Annotated in this window: 16 protein-coding genes and 2 tRNA genes; 15 read left to right on the top strand and 3 right to left on the bottom strand. The window is 65.5% G+C overall.

The window, feature by feature from the left end:
• Positions 1–96 precede the first annotated feature (96 nt).
• From P3W85_RS00920 to P3W85_RS00910, 3 genes are all read left to right on the top strand, one after another.
• The gene (locus P3W85_RS00920; RefSeq protein WP_276263381.1) at positions 97–1,260 is read left to right on the top strand and encodes an ATP phosphoribosyltransferase regulatory subunit; all 1,164 of its coding nucleotides are present in this window, start codon (positions 97–99) and stop codon (positions 1,258–1,260) included.
• A gap of 114 nt (positions 1,261–1,374) precedes the next feature.
• Complete coding sequence (locus tag P3W85_RS00915; protein WP_276263380.1) at positions 1,375–2,715, top strand: adenylosuccinate synthase; 1,341 nt, start codon at positions 1,375–1,377, stop codon at positions 2,713–2,715.
• A 149-nt stretch (positions 2,716–2,864) separates the two neighbouring features.
• Positions 2,865–3,428, top strand: coding sequence for a phosphoribosyltransferase (locus tag P3W85_RS00910; protein ID WP_017231377.1), 564 nt, complete (start codon positions 2,865–2,867; stop codon positions 3,426–3,428).
• Between the two features lie 86 nt (positions 3,429–3,514).
• Here P3W85_RS00910 and P3W85_RS00905 read toward each other — a convergent pair whose 3' ends face one another.
• The 3 genes from P3W85_RS00905 to P3W85_RS00895 form a co-directional block, all read right to left on the bottom strand.
• Positions 3,515–4,126, bottom strand: a complete 612-nt coding sequence (locus P3W85_RS00905; protein WP_276263379.1) for an NAD(P)-dependent oxidoreductase — start codon at positions 4,124–4,126, stop codon at positions 3,515–3,517.
• A gap of 133 nt (positions 4,127–4,259) precedes the next feature.
• Entirely contained in the window at positions 4,260–4,691 is a 432-nt protein-coding gene (locus P3W85_RS00900) for an Rrf2 family transcriptional regulator (protein WP_017231375.1), read from the bottom strand.
• A 463-nt stretch (positions 4,692–5,154) separates the two neighbouring features.
• A tRNA-Leu gene (locus P3W85_RS00895) sits at positions 5,155–5,241 on the bottom strand.
• A 70-nt stretch (positions 5,242–5,311) separates the two neighbouring features.
• On the opposite strand from P3W85_RS00895, the gene rnr reads away from it, so the two are divergent.
• From rnr to P3W85_RS00835, 12 genes are all read left to right on the top strand, one after another.
• On the top strand, positions 5,312–7,900 hold the full coding sequence (gene rnr, locus P3W85_RS00890) for a ribonuclease R (RefSeq protein WP_276263378.1): 2,589 nt from the start codon (positions 5,312–5,314) through the stop codon (positions 7,898–7,900).
• An 89-nt stretch (positions 7,901–7,989) separates the two neighbouring features.
• Positions 7,990–8,733, top strand: a complete 744-nt coding sequence (gene rlmB, locus P3W85_RS00885) for a 23S rRNA (guanosine(2251)-2'-O)-methyltransferase RlmB (RefSeq protein ID WP_017228174.1) — start codon at positions 7,990–7,992, stop codon at positions 8,731–8,733.
• Between the two features lie 16 nt (positions 8,734–8,749).
• Positions 8,750–9,508, top strand: a complete 759-nt coding sequence (locus tag P3W85_RS00880) for an SIR2 family NAD-dependent protein deacylase (RefSeq protein ID WP_276263377.1) — start codon at positions 8,750–8,752, stop codon at positions 9,506–9,508.
• A gap of 332 nt (positions 9,509–9,840) precedes the next feature.
• The gene (gene rpsO, locus P3W85_RS00875) at positions 9,841–10,113 is read left to right on the top strand and encodes a 30S ribosomal protein S15 (protein WP_017228176.1); all 273 of its coding nucleotides are present in this window, start codon (positions 9,841–9,843) and stop codon (positions 10,111–10,113) included.
• A 499-nt stretch (positions 10,114–10,612) separates the two neighbouring features.
• Positions 10,613–12,808, top strand: a complete 2,196-nt coding sequence (gene pnp, locus P3W85_RS00870) for a polyribonucleotide nucleotidyltransferase (RefSeq protein WP_276263376.1) — start codon at positions 10,613–10,615, stop codon at positions 12,806–12,808.
• Positions 12,809–12,989: 181 nt separating this feature from the next.
• The gene (locus tag P3W85_RS00865) at positions 12,990–13,994 is read left to right on the top strand and encodes an NAD(P)H-quinone oxidoreductase (protein ID WP_017228177.1); all 1,005 of its coding nucleotides are present in this window, start codon (positions 12,990–12,992) and stop codon (positions 13,992–13,994) included.
• A 161-nt stretch (positions 13,995–14,155) separates the two neighbouring features.
• The gene (gene tpiA / locus P3W85_RS00860) at positions 14,156–14,893 is read left to right on the top strand and encodes a triose-phosphate isomerase (RefSeq protein WP_276263375.1); all 738 of its coding nucleotides are present in this window, start codon (positions 14,156–14,158) and stop codon (positions 14,891–14,893) included.
• Positions 14,894–14,939: 46 nt separating this feature from the next.
• On the top strand, positions 14,940–15,305 hold the full coding sequence (gene secG, locus P3W85_RS00855; protein ID WP_276263374.1) for a preprotein translocase subunit SecG: 366 nt from the start codon (positions 14,940–14,942) through the stop codon (positions 15,303–15,305).
• A 205-nt stretch (positions 15,306–15,510) separates the two neighbouring features.
• A tRNA-Leu gene (locus P3W85_RS00850) sits at positions 15,511–15,595 on the top strand.
• A 164-nt stretch (positions 15,596–15,759) separates the two neighbouring features.
• Positions 15,760–16,119 carry an NADH-quinone oxidoreductase subunit A gene (locus P3W85_RS00845; RefSeq protein WP_017228180.1) on the top strand — a complete coding sequence of 120 codons (360 nt, stop codon included), beginning with the start codon at positions 15,760–15,762 and terminating at the stop codon, positions 16,117–16,119.
• Positions 16,120–16,125: 6 nt separating this feature from the next.
• Positions 16,126–16,608 (top strand): NuoB/complex I 20 kDa subunit family protein, encoded by a 483-nt coding sequence (locus tag P3W85_RS00840; protein ID WP_006156837.1) that lies wholly within the window; start codon positions 16,126–16,128, stop codon positions 16,606–16,608.
• 1 nt (position 16,609) lies between these two features.
• The gene (locus P3W85_RS00835) at positions 16,610–17,209 is read left to right on the top strand and encodes an NADH-quinone oxidoreductase subunit C (RefSeq protein WP_017228181.1); all 600 of its coding nucleotides are present in this window, start codon (positions 16,610–16,612) and stop codon (positions 17,207–17,209) included.
• Positions 17,210–17,212: the final 3 nt, after the last annotated feature.

Raw genomic sequence — 17,212 nt, 5'->3', positions numbered from 1 at the left:
CAGCCGTCTCCTGAGCCCGGCGGGGCAGGGGGGCGGGATCGAAATCAACGGGGGCCGCAGGGCACCCGGCAACCGTATGACGTGAAGAGATTTACCATGTCCAACCACTGGCTTCTGCCCGAAAACATTGCCGACGTGCTGCCGTCGGAGGCCCGCAAGATCGAAGAGCTGCGCCGCCGCATGCTGGACCTGTTCCGCACCTACGGCTACGAGCTGGTCATGCCGCCGATGCTGGAATACCTGGAATCGCTGCTGACCGGTACCGGGCACGACCTCGACCTGCGCACCCTCAAGCTGGTGGATCAGCTCTCCGGCCGCACCATGGGGCTGCGCGCCGATATCACGCCCCAGGTCGCCCGTATCGACGCCCACTTGCTGAACCGTTCGGGCGTGACCCGGCTGTGCTATGCAGGCAATGTGCTGCACGCCCGGCCGGCCGGCTTTCGCGCGACCCGCGAGCCGCTCCAGGTCGGCGCCGAAATCTATGGCCACGCGGGCCTCGAGGCCGACGTGGAGATCCAGGCCCTGATGCTGGCCGCGCTGCAGGCTGCGGGACTGGCCGAGATCCGCCTCGATCTGTGCCACGCGGGCATCCTGGAGGCGCTGCTGGATGGCCTGCCGTCCAGCCGCAAGATCGAGGACGTCTTGTTCGCCGCGCTGGAAACCAAGGATGTTTCCGCGCTGCGCGAGCTGACCGAGGGCATGCCCGAGGCCGAGCGCGATGCGCTGCGTGCCCTGCCCACGCTTTACGGCGGCGTGGAGGTGATCGAGCGCGCCCGCGCCACGCTGCCTGCGAGCCCGGCCATCGGCCGCGCGCTGGACGAACTGGCGGCGCTGGCGGCGGAAGTGAGCGGGGCGAGCGTCAATATCGACCTGTCGGACCTGCGCGGCTACCACTACCACAGCGGTGTGATGTTTACTGCTTATGTGGCAGGCCTGCCCAACTACGTGGCGCGCGGCGGCCGCTACGACAAGGTCGGCGAGGCCTTTGGCCGCGCGCGGCCGGCCACCGGGTTCTCGCTGGATCTGCGCGAAGTTGCGGCGCTGTCCCCGCTCGAGGTGCGCGCATTCGCCATCTTTGCCCCGTGGGATGCGGATCCCGCGCTCCGCGCGGCGATCACCGCGCTGCGCGCGGCCGGCGAGATCGTGATCCAGTCCCTGCCGGGACATACGCATCAGCTCGACGAGTTCAACTGCGACCGCCAACTGGTGCGCGAGGATGGTGGCTGGACGGTAATCCCGCGCAGCGCCGGGGCCTGAGCATCAACGCCGGGCCGCGGAATTCCCCCGCATTGCAGGCCGATCTCCCCAAAATCGGGGAGTTGACCGGCAACGAGAGTAAAATACGTTTTTAACCCACTGACCAAAATCAACATGTCCGCTTCTGCAGTAAGCCAGGGACGCAATGTCGTCGTGATCGGCACCCAATGGGGTGACGAAGGCAAAGGTAAAATCGTCGATTGGCTTACCGATCATGCAAAGGGCGTGGTGCGGTTCCAGGGCGGCCACAACGCTGGCCACACGCTCATCATCGGCGGCAAGAAGACCATCCTGCGCCTGATCCCGTCGGGCATCATGCGTGCCGGCACGGTCTGCTACATCGGCAACGGCGTGGTGCTGTCGCCCGAGGCGCTCTTCCGCGAGATCGAGGAACTGGAAACCGCCGGCCTGCAGGTGCAGAACCGCCTGCGCATTTCCGAAGCAGCCACGCTGATCCTGCCGTACCACGTCGCCATCGACAAGGCCCGCGAAGCGCGCCGTGGCGCCGACAAGATCGGCACCACCGGCCGCGGCATCGGTCCCGCCTACGAAGACAAGGTGGCCCGCCGCGCGCTGCGCGTGCAGGACCTGTTCGATCCCAATGCCTTCGCCGAAAAGCTGCGTGAGAACCTCGACCTGCATAACTTCATGCTGACCCAGTACCTGGGTGCGGAAGCGGTCGATTTCCAGACGACCCTGGACGAGATGCTGGCTTTCGCGCCGCGCCTGGCGCCGATGGTGGCGGACGTGTCCGCCGAGCTGTATGCCGTCAACGCCGCGGGCGACAACCTGATGTTCGAAGGTGCGCAAGGCACGCTGCTCGACGTCGACCACGGCACTTATCCCTTCGTCACCTCGAGCAACTGCGTGGCCGGTGCCGCCGCCGCGGGTGCCGGTGTTGGCCCGGGCCGCCTGAACTACATCCTGGGCATCACCAAGGCCTACTGCACCCGTGTGGGTTCGGGCCCGTTCCCCAGCGAGCTGTACGATAACGACAATCCCAAGCGCCAGGATCCCATCGGCGTGCGCCTGGCCAATGTCGGCAAGGAATTCGGTTCTGTGACCGGCCGTCCGCGCCGCACCGGCTGGCTCGATGCCGCCGCGCTCAAGCGCTCGGTGCAGATCAATGGCGTGTCGGGCCTTTGCATGACCAAGCTCGACGTGCTCGACGGCCTCGAAACCCTCAAGCTGTGCGTGGGTTACGAACTGGACGGCAAGACCGTCGACATCCTGCCGCGCGGCTCGGATGCCGTGGCGCGCTGCGTGCCGGTGTACGAGGAATTCCCCGGCTGGAACGAATCCACCTTCGGCGTGAAGGCCTGGGATGCGCTGCCGGAACAGGCGCGCACCTACCTCAAGCGCGTCGAGGAAGTGGTCGGAATCCCGATCGACATGATCTCGACCGGCCCCGACCGCGACGAAACCATCCTGCTGCGTCACCCGTACGTGGCCTGACGACGCCTGAGCCCGCGAGGGCGCGGCGCCGCTGCAAGGCGGTGCCCGCAGACAGGCTGCGAAAGCACAAGAGCAAATCGGCCCGCGCAAGCGGGCCGAAACTTTATCGGTCGACAGACCTCAAGCCTCAAGCCGAAGCGCTGAAAAATATGACCCTGCCATCGAACGACGACGAGAACCTGTGGGTTTCATGGGACGAATATCACAGCCTGATCGCGCGCCTTGCGCTGACCGTCCATGAGTCCGGCTGGAAGTTCGACAAGATCCTGTGCCTGGCGCGCGGTGGCCTGCGCGTGGGCGACCAGATGTCCCGCATCTTCGACGTGCCGCTCGCCATTCTCGCCACCAGCAGCTATCGCGAGGCAGCCGGCACCCAGCAAGGCGACCTCGACATCGCGCAGTACATCACCATGACCAAGGGCGACCTCTCCGGCAAGATCCTGCTGGTCGACGACCTGGTGGATTCGGGCGTCACGCTGGAGCGCGTGGGCCGCCATCTGCAGGAGCGCTATCCCGCCGTGACGGAAGTCCGCTCCTCGGTGCTGTGGTACAAGGCCTGCTCCAAGGTCAAGCCCGACTACCACGTCACCTTCCTGCCGACCAACCCCTGGATTCACCAGCCCTTCGAGGAATTCGATACCCTGCGTCCGCACAACCTGTCGGCCTGGCTCAAGCGCGGCAAGCACGCCGCTGGCGGCAGCGTTCAAGGCTGATTCCGCAAGCGACCGCCCCGCGCTGCGCGGGACGGTCCCGGTGACGAAGCGGGGCGGCGGTTTGCCGCCCTTTTTTTCGTCGAGGCTCAGTACGCTACCGTGTAGCGCTCACGCGAGTGCGCTGGCTTTTCCACTTCGTCGATCAGGGCGATGGCGTAGTCTTCCATCGAGATCCAGCTCTTGCCGCTGGCGTCCGACAGCAGCGTTTCCTCGCCCGCGCGGTAGGCACCGGTGCGGGTGCCCGGCTCGAACAGCGCGGCGGGAGAGAGGAAGGTCCAGTCGAGGCCTGCCTCGGTGCGCAGCGCGTTGAGGAAGTCGCGGCCGGCCAGCGCCTCCGCCTTGTAGGCTTCCGGGAACTGCGGCGTGTCGACGAGCTGCACGCCAGGGGCCACGTAAAGGCTGCCGGCGCCGCCGACCACCAGCAGGCGAGGCACCGCCGCCGCCTTGACCGCGCCGCCGATCTGCTCTGCGCTGGCCTGCAGGAAGCGCACCGTGCTGATCGCCACGTCGTGGCCGGCGAGGGCGGTGGCCAGCGCCTTGGTGTCGGCGACATCGGCGTTACGCGTGCTCAGGCCCGGCTGCGCGGGCAGCTTGCCGGCCTGGCGCGCGATGGCGGTGACGGTGTGGCCACGGCGCAGTGCTTCATCGATGAGGCGGGTGCCAACGCGCCCGGTGGCGCCAATGATTGCGATCTTCATGCTCAACTCCTTGCTTGGTTGCCTGGATCAGCTTGCTTCACCGAAAGGTGATGACAGCATAGTCAAGCCCGCGCATGGCACGGGCATCATATCGATATGAAACCGCCATGGTTACATATCGGGTTAAAAAAATTCAGCGCTTGTGGCGCTGCGCGGCCTGCTCCACGTCCGCAAGCATGCCGGCTATCGTAATTCCGGCCAGCGCCCCGTCCATCGCGGCCTGGGCGCGGTCGGCGGCCTGCTTCAGCGCGCCGGTGATTTCCCTTCCCACCATGCAGGCCGGGTTGGGGGCGCTGTGGTGCAGGGCGATCAGGGCGGTCGATTCCACCGCGCGGAACACGTCCAGCAGGGTGATCGATGCCGCAGCACGCGCCAGCGAGGCGCCGCCGTTGCTGCCCATCATGGTGCTCACCAGGCCGGCCTCGGCCAGTTGCCCGACCATCCGGCGGATCAGGGCCGGATTGGTGCCCACGCTGCCAGCAATCAGCGACGACGGCAAAGGCGTATCGGCACTGGCCAGCAGGGTCAGGATATGGACGGCGACGGCGAATCGGCTGTTGCTCATGGTTGGGAAGAAAATATGAAACTATCTTAGTTACAGATCGGTGTGCCTGTCAAGCCGCTGTGCGGGCAAGGTGCGGTGCCGGTATCGCAATGGGCCGCAGGAATAGTGCGGTTCGTGCCGGAAAACGTTGGAAAACGCGACATTCAAGCGTTTAACAGGCGGAAGAATGCCGGGATCGCCACTGAAGCTGATACACTCACCCGCAGCGCAGCAGTCGGCGCAGTCTGGCCCGGGTCCCGGTAGCTCGTGTGAGCGCCAGGGCCGCGTGGTCGGGGGCCACCCGAGCGGGTGGGGCGGCGGATGGGAGTGGTTCCCATGTGCCGGAGCGGCGGTTGCCGCCGCCAGTTTTCATTTAGTCGCGCAGTCGCGCCAATATCGAATCGGGAGTGCAAGTTGTCAGTTCAGACGCCGGAAAACAAAAAACCCGCAGGGCTCGAAAGCGCTGCGGGTTTCCCGTTTGATCTGGTGCCCAGGAGAGGACTCGAACCTCCACAGTGTTGCCACCGCTAGGACCTGAACCTAGTGCGTCTACCAATTTCGCCACCTGGGCGGGCGTCGAAACAACCGAAGCGCTCATTATAGCGACCGCAAAACGTTTGTCAAATTATTTCTAGAAAAAATTGAATCAGAATAACTATCCGATCCCTAGTCGGGAAGAAATCCTCGGCGTCCTGAGGACGTCCGGGTCGCCGCTGTCGGCGGGCGATATCGCCAAGTCGCTCGCCGTCACGCGCAAGGAGCACGACGGTTTCCAGAAACGCCTCGCCGCCATGGAGCGCGACGGGCAGATCGAACTCAATCGCAAGGGCCGCTACGAGCTGGCCCACCAGCCCAACTTCGTGGTCGGCCGGGTGCAGGGCCACCGCGACGGTTTCGGCTTCCTGATCCGCGACGATGGCGACGACGACATCTTCCTGCCGGAGCGTGAGCTGCAGAAGGCCATGCATAACGACCGTGCCCAGGTGCGCGTGATCGGCTACGACCGGCGCGGCCGGCCGGAAGGGCAGATCGTCGAGATCATCGAGCGCGCCAACCGCTACGTGATCGGCCGCCTGCTCAGCGAAGGCGGCGTGCTGGTGGTGGCGCCGGAAGACAAGCGCATCAGCCAGGACATCCTGATCCCGCCCAAGGCGCAAGGCAAGGCGGTGGTGGGGCAGGTGGTCAGCGTCGAGATCATCGACTACCCCGATCGCTACGTGCAGCCGGTGGGCCGCGTGGTCGAAGTGCTGGGCGATATCGACGATCCCGGCATGGAGATCGAGATCGCGGTGCGCAAGTACGGCGTGCCGCATGCCTTCTCGGATGCCTGCGCCAAGGAGGCCGTCGCGCTGCCGGACACGGTGCGCGAAGCCGACCTGGAACACCGCATCGACCTGCGCGACGTGCCGCTGGTGACCATCGACGGCGAAGACGCGCGCGACTTCGACGACGCGGTCTATTGCGAGCCCGTCAAGATTGGCCGTGCCAAGGGCTGGCGCCTGGTGGTGGCGATTGCCGATGTGTCGCACTACGTGCGCCCGGGCACCCCGCTCGACGCCGATGCGCTGGATCGCGCCACTTCGGTGTACTTCCCGCGGCGTGTCATCCCGATGCTGCCGGAGAAACTCTCCAACGGGCTGTGCTCGCTGAACCCGCAGGTCGACCGCCTGTGCATGGTGTGCGACGCAGTGATCACCGCCAAGGGCGAGCTCAAGGCTTATCAGTTCTATCCCGCCGTGATGCATTCGGCGGCGCGCCTGACCTATAACGAGGTCTGGTCGGTGCTCTCGAACACCAAGGGCCCGGAGGCGCACAAGCGCGCCGACCTGGTGCCGCACCTGCAGAATCTGTACGAACTGTTCCAGGTCCTGCTGAAGTCGCGCCGCGAGCGTGGCGCCATCGATTTCGACACCACCGAGACCTATATCGTCTGCAATGCGCAGGGCAAGATCGAGCAGATCCTGCCGCGCACCCGCAACGACGCGCACCGCCTGATCGAGGAGTGCATGCTGGCCGCCAACGTCTGCGCGGCCGACTTCCTCGAGCGCTTCAAGCATCCCACGCTGTACCGGATCCATGCCGGCCCGAGCGAAGAGAAGCTGAAGAACCTGCGCGAGTTCCTGCGCACCGTCGGTCTTTCGCTGGGCGGCGGCGACAAGCCGCAGGCAGCCGACTATGCCGACGTGATGGACAAGATCAAGAGCCGTCCGGATGCGCCGATGCTGCAGACCATGCTGCTGCGCTCGATGCAGCAGGCGGTCTACAGCCCGGACAATATCGGCCACTTCGGCCTGTCCTACGAGGCCTACGCCCACTTCACCAGCCCGATCCGACGCTATCCGGACTTGCTGGTGCACCGCGCGATCAAGGCTGTGCTGGCGCATACCAAGTACGTGCCGGCGTTTGCCCCGGGTACTGCGCTGAACACGGCGATCGCGCCCAAGGCGCGCCGCCTGCAGGCCAAGGACGCCGCGGCCAAGGCGGAACAGACCGCCGCGCGCGCCAAGCGCAACGAGGCCATCTGGGACGAACTCGGTCTGCACTGCTCGGCCAACGAGCGCCGCGCCGACGAAGCCTCGCGCGATGTCGAAGCCTGGCTCAAGTGCTACTTCATGCGCGACAAGCTCGGCAGCGAGTATTCGGGCACCATCAGCTCGGTTACCTCGTTTGGCATCTTCGTGCAGCTCGACGAGCTGTATGTCGAAGGCCTGGTCCACGTCACCGAGCTGGGCAGCGACTACTTCCAGTACGACGAGGCGCGCAACGAACTGCGCGGCGAACGCACCGGCATCCGCTACCGCCTGACCGACCGCGTCCGCGTGCAGGTCTCGCGCGTGGACCTGGACGCCCGCAAGATCGACTTCCGCCTGGTGCAGGAGCCGTCGGCCAAGAACCTGCGCGGCCGCGCGCCCACCTCGGAGGTGGCGCCGCGCGTGCCTGCAGCGCATGCCGTGCCCGCGCGCAAGAAGGGCCGCCAGCTGGCCGCGCTGCTCGGCGGCAGCTCCAAGCCGGAAGAATCGTTCGACGAAACGCTGGACCGCGTGATCGAAGAGCAGCCGGTGTTCGAAGCCGTCATCACGCCGGTGAAGTCACGCGTGGGGCAGGGTGCCAAGGCCAGCGGCAAGCCGGCCAAGCGCGCCGCCAAGCCCAAGCCGCAGCATCTCGCCCCGGCGCACAAGGGCGGCGGCAAGCCGGCCGGCAAGAGCAGCCGCGCCTCGCGCAAGCGCTGATGGCGCGGCCGGTGCCGGGGCGGCAATAACGCGCTCCGGCACCGGCTCCGACTTCCGGGCAAGCGCTGGCGGGAAGGTACAATCCCGCCATGGCTAAACAAAAACTCCTGATCGGCTTTCACGCCGTCACCGCGCGCCTGCGCCAGGACGCCGCCGGCGTCACCGATGTCTATGTAGAATCCGCACGGCGTGACCGCCGCATGCAGGACTTCATCCGCCTTGCCGAAAGCCTCAAGGTGCGCTTGCACCCGGTGGACGCCGAGCGCCTGCGCGGCATGGCCGGCACCGACCGCCACCAGGGCGTGGTCGCCCGCGCCGAAGACGTGGCGCTGGCCCTCAATCTCGACGAACTGCTGGATGGCATCGAGGGCACGCCCTTGCTGCTGGTGCTGGACGGCGTCACCGACCCGCATAACCTGGGCGCCTGCCTGCGCGTGGCCGACGGCGCCGGCGCGCATGCCGTGATCGCTCCCAAGGACCGCAGCGTCGGTCTCAACACCACGGTGGCCAAGGTCGCCAGCGGCGCCGCGGAAACCGTCCCCTACATCACCGTCACCAACCTGGCGCGCACCCTGCGCGAGTTGCAGGAGCGCGGCATCTGGGTGATCGGCACCGCCGACGGCACCGAGAAAACGCTGTACGACGTCGACCTCAAGGGCCCGATGGCCCTGGTCATGGGCGCCGAAGGCGAGGGCATGCGCCGTCTCACCCGCGAAACCTGCGACGAGCTGGTCGGCATCCCGATGGCTGGCGGCGTGGAAAGCCTCAATGTCTCCGTTGCCAGCGGCGTGTGCCTGTACGAAGCGGTACGCCAGCGCCGCCTGCCGCGCTGATCCCGGGAATGGTCCCATGAAGGCGGAAATCGACGCGCAGGCGCTGTCGGCCTCGCGCCGGCTGATCGCCGCGGCCGGGAATATCATGGTGCTGACCGGGGCGGGCGTCTCCGCCGAATCCGGCGTGCCGACCTTCCGCGATGCCATGACCGGCCTGTGGTCGCGCTTCAACCCCGAGGAACTGGCGCAGGAAGATGCCTACCGGCGCCAGCCCGCGCTGGTATGGGAGTGGTACCAGCACCGGCGCGCACTGGTGGCGGCGACCCATCCGAATCCCGCGCACGTGGCCCTTGCGTCGCTGTCTGCGCAGAAGCCCCTTACCCTGGTCACGCAAAACGTCGATGGCCTGCACCAGCGCGCAGGCAGCCGCGACGTGATCGAACTGCACGGCAACCTGTTCGCCGATAAATGGCTGGATGGCTGTGGCCGTTGCGATCCGGCCGCGGCCGTGCCCGGCGTGCCGCCGCGCTGTTCCGCTTGCGGCGCCATGATGCGCCCGGGCGTGGTGTGGTTCGGCGAAGCGCTGCCGCGCGTGGCGCGCTATCGTGCCGAGCATGCGGCCGAGACGGCCGACCTCTGCCTGGTGGTGGGCACCTCTGGCCTGGTCTACCCGGCAGCCGGGCTGCCCGGCATAGCCAAGGACCACGGCGCGCACGTCATTGTGGTCAATCCCGAGCCTTCGGCGCTGGACCAGACCGCCGACATCGTGCTGCGCGGGCCGGCGGGCGTGGTGCTGCCCATGCTGTGGGACGGCACGCAGGCGGCCTCGGCCTGACCATATTCCCTTGGCCCCGGGCCCTGACGCGGCCCGGGGCGTAGCGCACGCCTGCGCGGCGCCGGGAGGGGGCTAAGCCATGGCCATGAAACCCGGGTGTCGGCCAAGCGGCATATCCGGCGAGCCGCGTATCGGGGTTCGAGCCGGATACCGTATTGTCGCTCGCCGCAATCCCATCCCGCTTCCGTTTTCCGCTATAATCGCCCGCTTGTCGTAGCCAGCCGCCTGCCCAGGCATCCGGTGCGGTCGCGGCAAATGCCTGAAAAACGCAAAGGCACGACGCATACGGCACATTCCGCGCTGTAGCGTTCGCAAGTGAAAAGGAAATCACCATGGCAGAAGCCCAAACCAGCAGCAAAACCGAAGTCATCAAGCAGTTCGCACGCGCCGCCAACGACACGGGCAGCCCCGAAGTCCAGGTCGCCCTGCTGACCACGCGCATCAACGAACTGACCCCCCACTTCAAGGCCAACATGAAGGATCACCACAGCCGCCGCGGTTTGCTGCGCATGGTGAGCCGTCGTCGCCGCCTGCTGGACTACCTCAAGGCCAACGACGCCGACCGTTATCGTTCGCTGATCGAGAAGCTCGGCCTGCGTAAGTAAGCAGCCAGGATCGTCCGGATGGCAGCACGAATGGATGCACTGCACGCCTTCGCGTGAGCCACTAATGCCTGCGTCAGCCCCGCTGATGCAGGCATTTTGTTTTTGCGGATGAATTTCGCGGCTGGAATGCCGCAGGTCCGGCCGCCGTCCGTTTGAAGTCCGGCGCTGTTGCAAGTGATTTTTGTTTCACTTGATGGTGTCATGACCCCGGGTCGGGCACACGTTGCGCCAAGACGTGCAACGGAGTAAGTTAGTTTGTTCTTTAGCTTTTTTTAGCTGTTTACCGTTAATCCATACCGGAGTCGGACAAGGAAACGGGGCTTTGTGTCATTCCAGCGCGGTATCCGCCCAGGCGGGTGCCAGGTATCAGCTGTCAGGTACCGCGCTGGAATGGCATAGCACTTCCCTGTAACTGCGACCGGCGCGCATCCGGCAGTTCGCCCGCGGCTGCTAACGCGGGCGTTGCACAAGCGTGCAAGCACGAACAAAAGGAACGCTCATGACCATGTTCAACAAGATCGTCAAGGAATTCCAGTGGGGTCAGCACAAGGTGCGCCTGGAAACCGGCGAAATCGCCCGCCAGGCTGGCGGTGCCGTGATCGTCGACGTGGAAGACACCGTGGTGCTGGCCACCGTGGTGGCCGCCAAGTCGCCCAAGGCCGGCCAGGACTTCTTCCCGCTGACCGTCGACTATATCGAGAAGACCTACGCTGCCGGCAAGATCCCCGGTGGCTTCTTCAAGCGTGAAGGCCGCCCGTCGGAAAACGAGACGCTGACCTCGCGCCTGATCGACCGCCCGCTGCGCCCTCTGTTCCCGGAAGGCTTCTACAACGACGTGCAGGTGGTGATCCACGTGCTGTCGCTGAACCCGGAAGTGCCGGCCGACATCCCCGCCCTGATTGGCGCCTCGGCTGCCCTGGCAGTGTCGGGCATCCCGTTCAGCGGCCCGGTGGGCGCTGCCCGCGTCGGCTACAAGGACGGCCAGTACCTGCTGAACCCGACCCGCTCGCAGATCGCCACGTCTGAACTGGACCTGGTGGTTGCCGGTACCGAGCGCGCCGTGCTGATGGTGGAATCGGAAGCCCGCCAGCTGTCGGAAGACGTGATGCTGGGCGCCGTGGTCTATGGCCACGAGCAGATGCAGACCGCCATCAACGCCATCCATGACCTGGTGCGCGACGGCGGCAAGCCGGAGTGGGACTGGACCGCGGCACCGAAGAATGAAGCGCTGATCGCCAAGATCGGCGAGATCGCCGAGCCGCTGCTGCAGGACGCCTACCAGCTGCGCCAGAAGTCGGCCCGCAGCCAGAAGCTGAAGGAAGTCTACGCAGCCGTGACGGCGCAGCTGGCCGAGGCCGGCGTGGAAGCCGACAAGGTCGAAGTGGGCAACGTGCTGTTCGACATCGAAGCCAAGATCGTGCGCAGCCAGGTGCTGTCGGGCGAGCCGCGCATCGATGGCCGCGACACCCGCACCGTGCGCCCGATCGAGATCCGCTCGTCGGTGCTGCCGCGCGCCCATGGCTCGGCCATCTTCACCCGTGGCGAGACCCAGGCGCTGGTGGTTGCCACACTGGGCACCAAGGGCGACGAGCAGATCATCGACGCGCTCGCCGGCGAATACCGCGACCGCTTCATGCTCCACTACAACATGCCTCCGTTCGCCACCGGCGAAACCGGCCGCGTGGGCAGCCCCAAGCGCCGCGAAATCGGCCACGGCCGCCTGGCCAAGCGCGCGCTGATCCCGGTCCTGCCGAAGGACGACGAATTCGCCTATACCATTCGCCTGGTGTCCGAGATCACCGAATCCAACGGCTCGTCGTCGATGGCATCGGTTTGCGGCGGCTGCCTGGCACTGATGGACGCCGGCGTTCCGATCAAGGCGCATGTGGCCGGCGTGGCCATGGGCCTGATCCTGGAAGGCAACAAGTTCGCCGTGCTGACCGACATCCTGGGCGATGAGGACCACCTCGGCGACATGGACTTCAAGGTGGCCGGCACCGACGCCGGCATCACCGCGCTGCAGATGGACATCAAGGTCCAGGGCATCACCAAGGAAATCATGCAAGTCGCGCTGGCGCAAGCCAAGGAAGGCCGCCTGCATATCCTGGGCAAGATGCAGGACGCGATGGGACACGCGCGCACCGAGCTGTCGGAGCACGCACCGCGCATGATCACCATGAAGATCCATCCGGACAAGATCCGCGAAGTGATCGGCAAGGGCGGCTCGACCATCCAGGCGCTGACCAAGGAAACCGGCACCACCATCGACATCCAGGAAGACGGCACCATCACCATCGCCTCGACCTCGACCGAAGGCATGGCCGAAGCCAAGCGCCGCATCGAAGGCATCACCGCGGAAGCCGAAGTGGGCAAGATCTACGCCGGCACCGTGCTGAAGCTGCTGGATTTTGGCGCCATCGTCAACATCCTGCCGGGCAAGGACGGCCTGCTGCACATCTCCGAGATCGTCAACGAGCGCGTCAAGGACATCAAGGACTGGCTCAAGGAAGGCCAGCAGGTTCGCGTGAAGCTGATCCAGGCTGACGAGAAGGGCCGCCTGCGCCTGTCCCTGAAGGCCGCGCTGGCCGAAGAGGGCGGTAGCATCAGCCAGATCGCCAACACCAGCGAAGCACCGGCAGCGCCGGCAGCGCCTGCTGCCCCGGCGGCGCCTTCGGCGGACCAGCAACAGCAGTAAGCGTTTCGCAGTATCCGTGGCAAGGAAAGCGGCTGGCGATGTCCAGCCGTTTTTTTGTTTACACTGCCGCCAGTCCCGCCCCGCGCAGCACGGCCGACCGGCCCCCAGCGCGGCGGATGCGCAGATTGATCCCCCGCCATGCGTGCGCGAGCCCGCCGCATGCGCAAAGCAAGGAGCAGCAATGCAAGCCATCGAAATCCGCGAATACGGCGCCCCTGAAGTCCTGCAACCGGCGCAGCGTCCCGATCCCGTCGCCAAGGCCGGCGAAATCCTGATTCGCGTCGCCGCCTCCGGCGTGAACCGTCCCGACGTGTTCCAGCGCACCGGCAACTATCCGGTGCCGCCTGGTGCCTCCGACCTGCCGGGCCTGGAAGTGGCCGGCGTGGTGGTCGGGGGCGATCTGGCGCATGCCGACAATCGCTTCGGCCTCAAGCCCGGCGATCGCGTTTGCGCGCTGGTGCAGGGCGGCGGATACGCCGAGCTGTGCGTGGCGCCGGTGGCGCAATGCCTGCCGGTGCCCGACGGCTTGTCCGATATCGAAGCGGCGGCCTTGCCGGAAACCTTCTTTACCGTGTGGAGCAATGTGTTCGACCGTGGCTACCTGGGCCGCGGCCCGTTGGGCAAGGATGAAACCCTGCTGATCCAGGGCGGCTCCAGCGGCATCGGCACGACCGCCATCCAGATCGCCAAGGCGCTGGGCCACAAGGTCTTCGTGACTGCCGGCAGCGCCGACAAATGCCGTGCCTGCGAAGCACTGGGTGCCGACCGCGCCATCAACTACAAGACCGAGGACTTCGTGGCCGAGGTCAAGGCCCTGACCGGCGGCCGCGGCGCCGACGTCATCCTCGACATGGTGGCTGGCCCGTACCTGGCACGCGAACTTGGCTGCGTGGCCGACGACGGCCGCATTGTGATCATCGCGCTGCTGGGCGGCGCCAAGGCCGAAATCCCGCTGGGCGATATCCTGCGCCGGCGCATCAGCGTGACCGGCTCGACGCTGCGCCCGCGCCCGGTGTCGTTCAAGGGCCAGATCGCGCAGGCGCTGCATCAGCATGTGTGGCCGCTGCTGGCCGCGGGCAAGATCAAGCCGGTGATCCACCAGACCTTTCCCGCCGCGCAGGCCGCCGATGCCCATCGCCTGATGGAGTCGAGCGAGCATATCGGCAAGATTGTCCTGACCTGGTAAGCCGGGAGGGTGGATGGCGAGGGCGGGCACGCCTTGTCCCGATGCGCGGGAGGGCGGGGCGCGGTCTGGCGCTGGCGCTCCCGGGCCGATTTCAGGGCGCTTCGGTGGCGTAGGGCCTTGGCCCGCGCTACAATAGCCGGTTTGATTGAGAGGGGCGTCCTGTGAGACAAAAGCTCGTCATCGGCAACTGGAAGATGCACGGCAGCCTGGCCGCCAATACGGCCTTGCTGGAAGGTATCAAGGCTGTACCGGCACGTGCCCGCCTTGCGGTGTGCGCGCCGTTCCCTTACCTGGCGCAGTGCCAGTCGTTGCTGGCTGCTTCCAATGTGGCCTGGGGTGCGCAGGATGTGTCCGCAGAGGCGCGTGGCGCTTTCACCGGCGAGGTGGCCGCGTCCATGCTGGCCGAGTTCGGCGTATCGTACGTCCTGGTTGGCCATTCCGAGCGCCGCAGCTACCACGGCGAAACCGACGCCACGGTGGCGGCCAAGGCGCTGCGTGCGCTCGAGTTCGGCATCGTGCCTGTGGTGTGCGTGGGGGAGACCCTGGCGCAGCGCGAGGCTGGCCAAACCGAGGCTGTGGTCGGCCGCCAGCTTGGTGCCGTGCTCGAGGCCCTCTCGCTCGAGCAGCTCGGGCAAATCGTGCTGGCCTATGAGCCGGTGTGGGCGATCGGCACCGGCAAGACCGCCAGCAGCGAGCAGGCGCAGGCCGTGCACGCCTTCCTGCGCGGCCAGGTGGCGGCGCGCGATGCCGGCGTCGCCGGGCGCATGGCCATGTTGTACGGCGGCAGCGTCAAGCCGGACAATGCGGCAGAACTGTTTTCCATGCCCGACATCGACGGGGGTCTCATCGGAGGCGCCTCACTGAAGTCGGACGATTTCCTCGCGATCGGCAACGCCTGAATGCCGGCCGCTCATCGGGTCTGATCAGGCAAGCGAATCGAACCAAATGGCAATTTTCAAAACTTTGTTGGTAGTGGCGCAGGTACTGTCCGCGCTCGGCGTGATCGGCCTGGTGCTGCTGCAGCATGGCAAGGGCGCCGATGTCGGTGCGGCGTTTGGCTCAGGTGCTTCGGGCAGCCTGTTCGGCGCCACCGGCTCGGCCAACTTCCTGTCGCGTACCACGGCTGTGCTGGCGACGCTGTTCTTCATCTGCACGCTGAGCCTGACGATGCTGGGCAATTATCGCCCGACGGCTTCGCTGGGCGTGATGGGCGCGGCGCCCCAGGTTGCACCGGCGGTGGCAGGGGCTTCGGCGCCTGCAGCTTCGGCCGTCGCGGCTTCGGCCCCGTCGGCGCCTGCCGTACCGAAATAATCAAGCAGCCTTGTGACGGATTCTTGAAGTTTTTTGTTGTTGTGCATTGAACAAAACAAGAATTTTCAGTTAGAATACAAGGCTTGAAACGATCCCCCAGCGACGGGGCTCCAGCAGGGAAAAAGACCTCCCCGCAAGAGTTCCGAAGGGTGTAAAAACCCTGGGCCCTTAAAGCCCAGCGCCAGGCAATATTGTTTCTCCCCCAGCCGACGTGGTGAAATTGGTAGACACGCTATCTTGAGGGGGTAGTGGCGAAAGCTGTGCGAGTTCGAGTCTCGCCGTCGGCACCAAACAACTTGATCGGGTTACCTGTCCGGAGTCCATCCCGGATCGGTAGCCCGGCCAGTCCGCAAGGCGGCGTCGTAATTTCTACGGAATGGCGCTTGGGGTGGGCAACAGGACGCCGCTTTCCGCTGGTGCTGTTGACAACATTCCAGATAAGGCTGGCCGTACCTTGAATCTCGAAGCCTACTTCCCCGTCCTCATCTTCATCATCTTCGGTGTCGTGCTCGGCATTGCACTGATGTCGATCGGCCGAATTCTCGGTCCCAACAAACCTGATTCCGCGAAGCTCTCTCCGTACGAGTGCGGCTTCGAAGCGTTCGAGGACGCGCGCATGAAGTTCGACGTGCGCTACTACCTCATCGCTATCCTGTTTATCCTGTTCGATCTCGAAACCGCCTTCCTGTTTCCCTGGGGTGTAGCCCTGCGGGATATCGGCTGGCAGGGTTTCTTCGCCATGGGCGTGTTTCTGCTGGAATTCATCGTGGGCTTCGTCTACATCTGGAAAAAGGGCGCGCTCGATTGGGAGTGATGTGATATGGCAATCGAAGGCGTTCTCAATGAAGGCTTCGTCACGACTACCGCTGACAAGCTGATCAACTGGACCCGCACCGGGTCGCTCTGGCCGATGACCTTTGGCCTGGCGTGCTGTGCTGTGGAAATGATGCATGCCGGCGCCGCGCGCTACGACATGGACCGCTTCGGCGTGATTTTCCGCCCGTCGCCGCGCCAGTCGGACGTGATGATCGTGGCCGGCACGCTGTGCAACAAGATGGCCCCCGCGCTGCGCAAGGTCTATGACCAGATGGCGGAGCCGCGCTGGGTGATCTCGATGGGTTCCTGCGCGAATGGCGGTGGCTACTATCACTACTCGTATTCAGTGGTGCGTGGCTGCGATCGTATCGTGCCGGTGGATATCTATGTGCCTGGCTGCCCCCCGACGGCGGAAGCGCTGATCTACGGCATCATCCAGCTGCAGAACAAGATCCGTCGCACCAACACCATCGCGCGCAAGGGCTGACATGTCGAATCTCGATACTCTGAAGGCCGCGCTCGAAAAGGTACTGGGCAAGCGTATCCAGAAACTGGTGGAGGCGCTAGGCGAGATTACCCTTATCGTCAAGGCCGAGGACTCGCTGGAAACCGCGCTGATGCTGCGCGACGATCCCACGCTGCGTTTCGAGCAGCTGATCGATGTGTGCGGCGTCGACTATTCCTCCTATGGCGATGGCGCCTGGCAAGGTCCCCGTTTTGCCGCCGTGACGCACCTGCTGTCGGTGACGCATAACTGGCGCGTGCGCTTGCGCGTGTTCGCGCCGGACGACGATGTGCCCGTGGTGCCCTCGCTGAACGAGGTCTGGAACTCGGCCAACTGGTTCGAGCGTGAAGCCTTCGATTTCTACGGCATCGTATTCGAAGGCCATAACGACCTGCGCCGCCTGCTGACCGACTATGGTTTCGTCGGCCATCCGTTCCGCAAGGATTTCCCGGTATCGGGCTACGTCGAGATGCGCTACGACCCCGAACAGAAGCGGGTGATCTACCAGCCCGTCACGATCGAGCCGCGCGAGGTAACGCCGCGCGTCATCCGCGAAGAGAATTACGGCGGCTTGCAGCACTGAGAA

It is taken from the genome of Cupriavidus basilensis (genome assembly GCF_029335485.1).
In the GTDB taxonomy this organism is placed as follows: domain Bacteria; phylum Pseudomonadota; class Gammaproteobacteria; order Burkholderiales; family Burkholderiaceae; genus Cupriavidus; species Cupriavidus basilensis_E.
This window is presented reverse-complemented; position numbering and strand designations above follow the sequence as displayed.

What these genes read in the sequence shown, in the direction of transcription:
- pnp (WP_276263376.1), top strand. Translation starts at nt 10,613, where the DNA reads ATGACCATGTTCAACAAGATCGTCAAGGAATTCCAGTGGGGTCAGCAC.
- P3W85_RS00900 (WP_017231375.1), bottom strand. Translation starts at nt 4,691, where the DNA reads ATGAGCAACAGCCGATTCGCCGTCGCCGTCCATATCCTGACCCTGCTG.
- P3W85_RS00865 (WP_017228177.1), top strand. Translation starts at nt 12,990, where the DNA reads ATGCAAGCCATCGAAATCCGCGAATACGGCGCCCCTGAAGTCCTGCAA.
- rpsO (WP_017228176.1), top strand. Translation starts at nt 9,841, where the DNA reads ATGGCAGAAGCCCAAACCAGCAGCAAAACCGAAGTCATCAAGCAGTTC.
- P3W85_RS00910 (WP_017231377.1), top strand. Translation starts at nt 2,865, where the DNA reads ATGACCCTGCCATCGAACGACGACGAGAACCTGTGGGTTTCATGGGAC.
- secG (WP_276263374.1), top strand. Translation starts at nt 14,940, where the DNA reads ATGGCAATTTTCAAAACTTTGTTGGTAGTGGCGCAGGTACTGTCCGCG.
- P3W85_RS00905 (WP_276263379.1), bottom strand. Translation starts at nt 4,126, where the DNA reads ATGAAGATCGCAATCATTGGCGCCACCGGGCGCGTTGGCACCCGCCTC.
- P3W85_RS00880 (WP_276263377.1), top strand. Translation starts at nt 8,750, where the DNA reads ATGAAGGCGGAAATCGACGCGCAGGCGCTGTCGGCCTCGCGCCGGCTG.
- P3W85_RS00835 (WP_017228181.1), top strand. Translation starts at nt 16,610, where the DNA reads ATGTCGAATCTCGATACTCTGAAGGCCGCGCTCGAAAAGGTACTGGGC.
- P3W85_RS00920 (WP_276263381.1), top strand. Translation starts at nt 97, where the DNA reads ATGTCCAACCACTGGCTTCTGCCCGAAAACATTGCCGACGTGCTGCCG.
- P3W85_RS00915 (WP_276263380.1), top strand. Translation starts at nt 1,375, where the DNA reads ATGTCCGCTTCTGCAGTAAGCCAGGGACGCAATGTCGTCGTGATCGGC.
- P3W85_RS00840 (WP_006156837.1), top strand. Translation starts at nt 16,126, where the DNA reads ATGGCAATCGAAGGCGTTCTCAATGAAGGCTTCGTCACGACTACCGCT.
- rlmB (WP_017228174.1), top strand. Translation starts at nt 7,990, where the DNA reads ATGGCTAAACAAAAACTCCTGATCGGCTTTCACGCCGTCACCGCGCGC.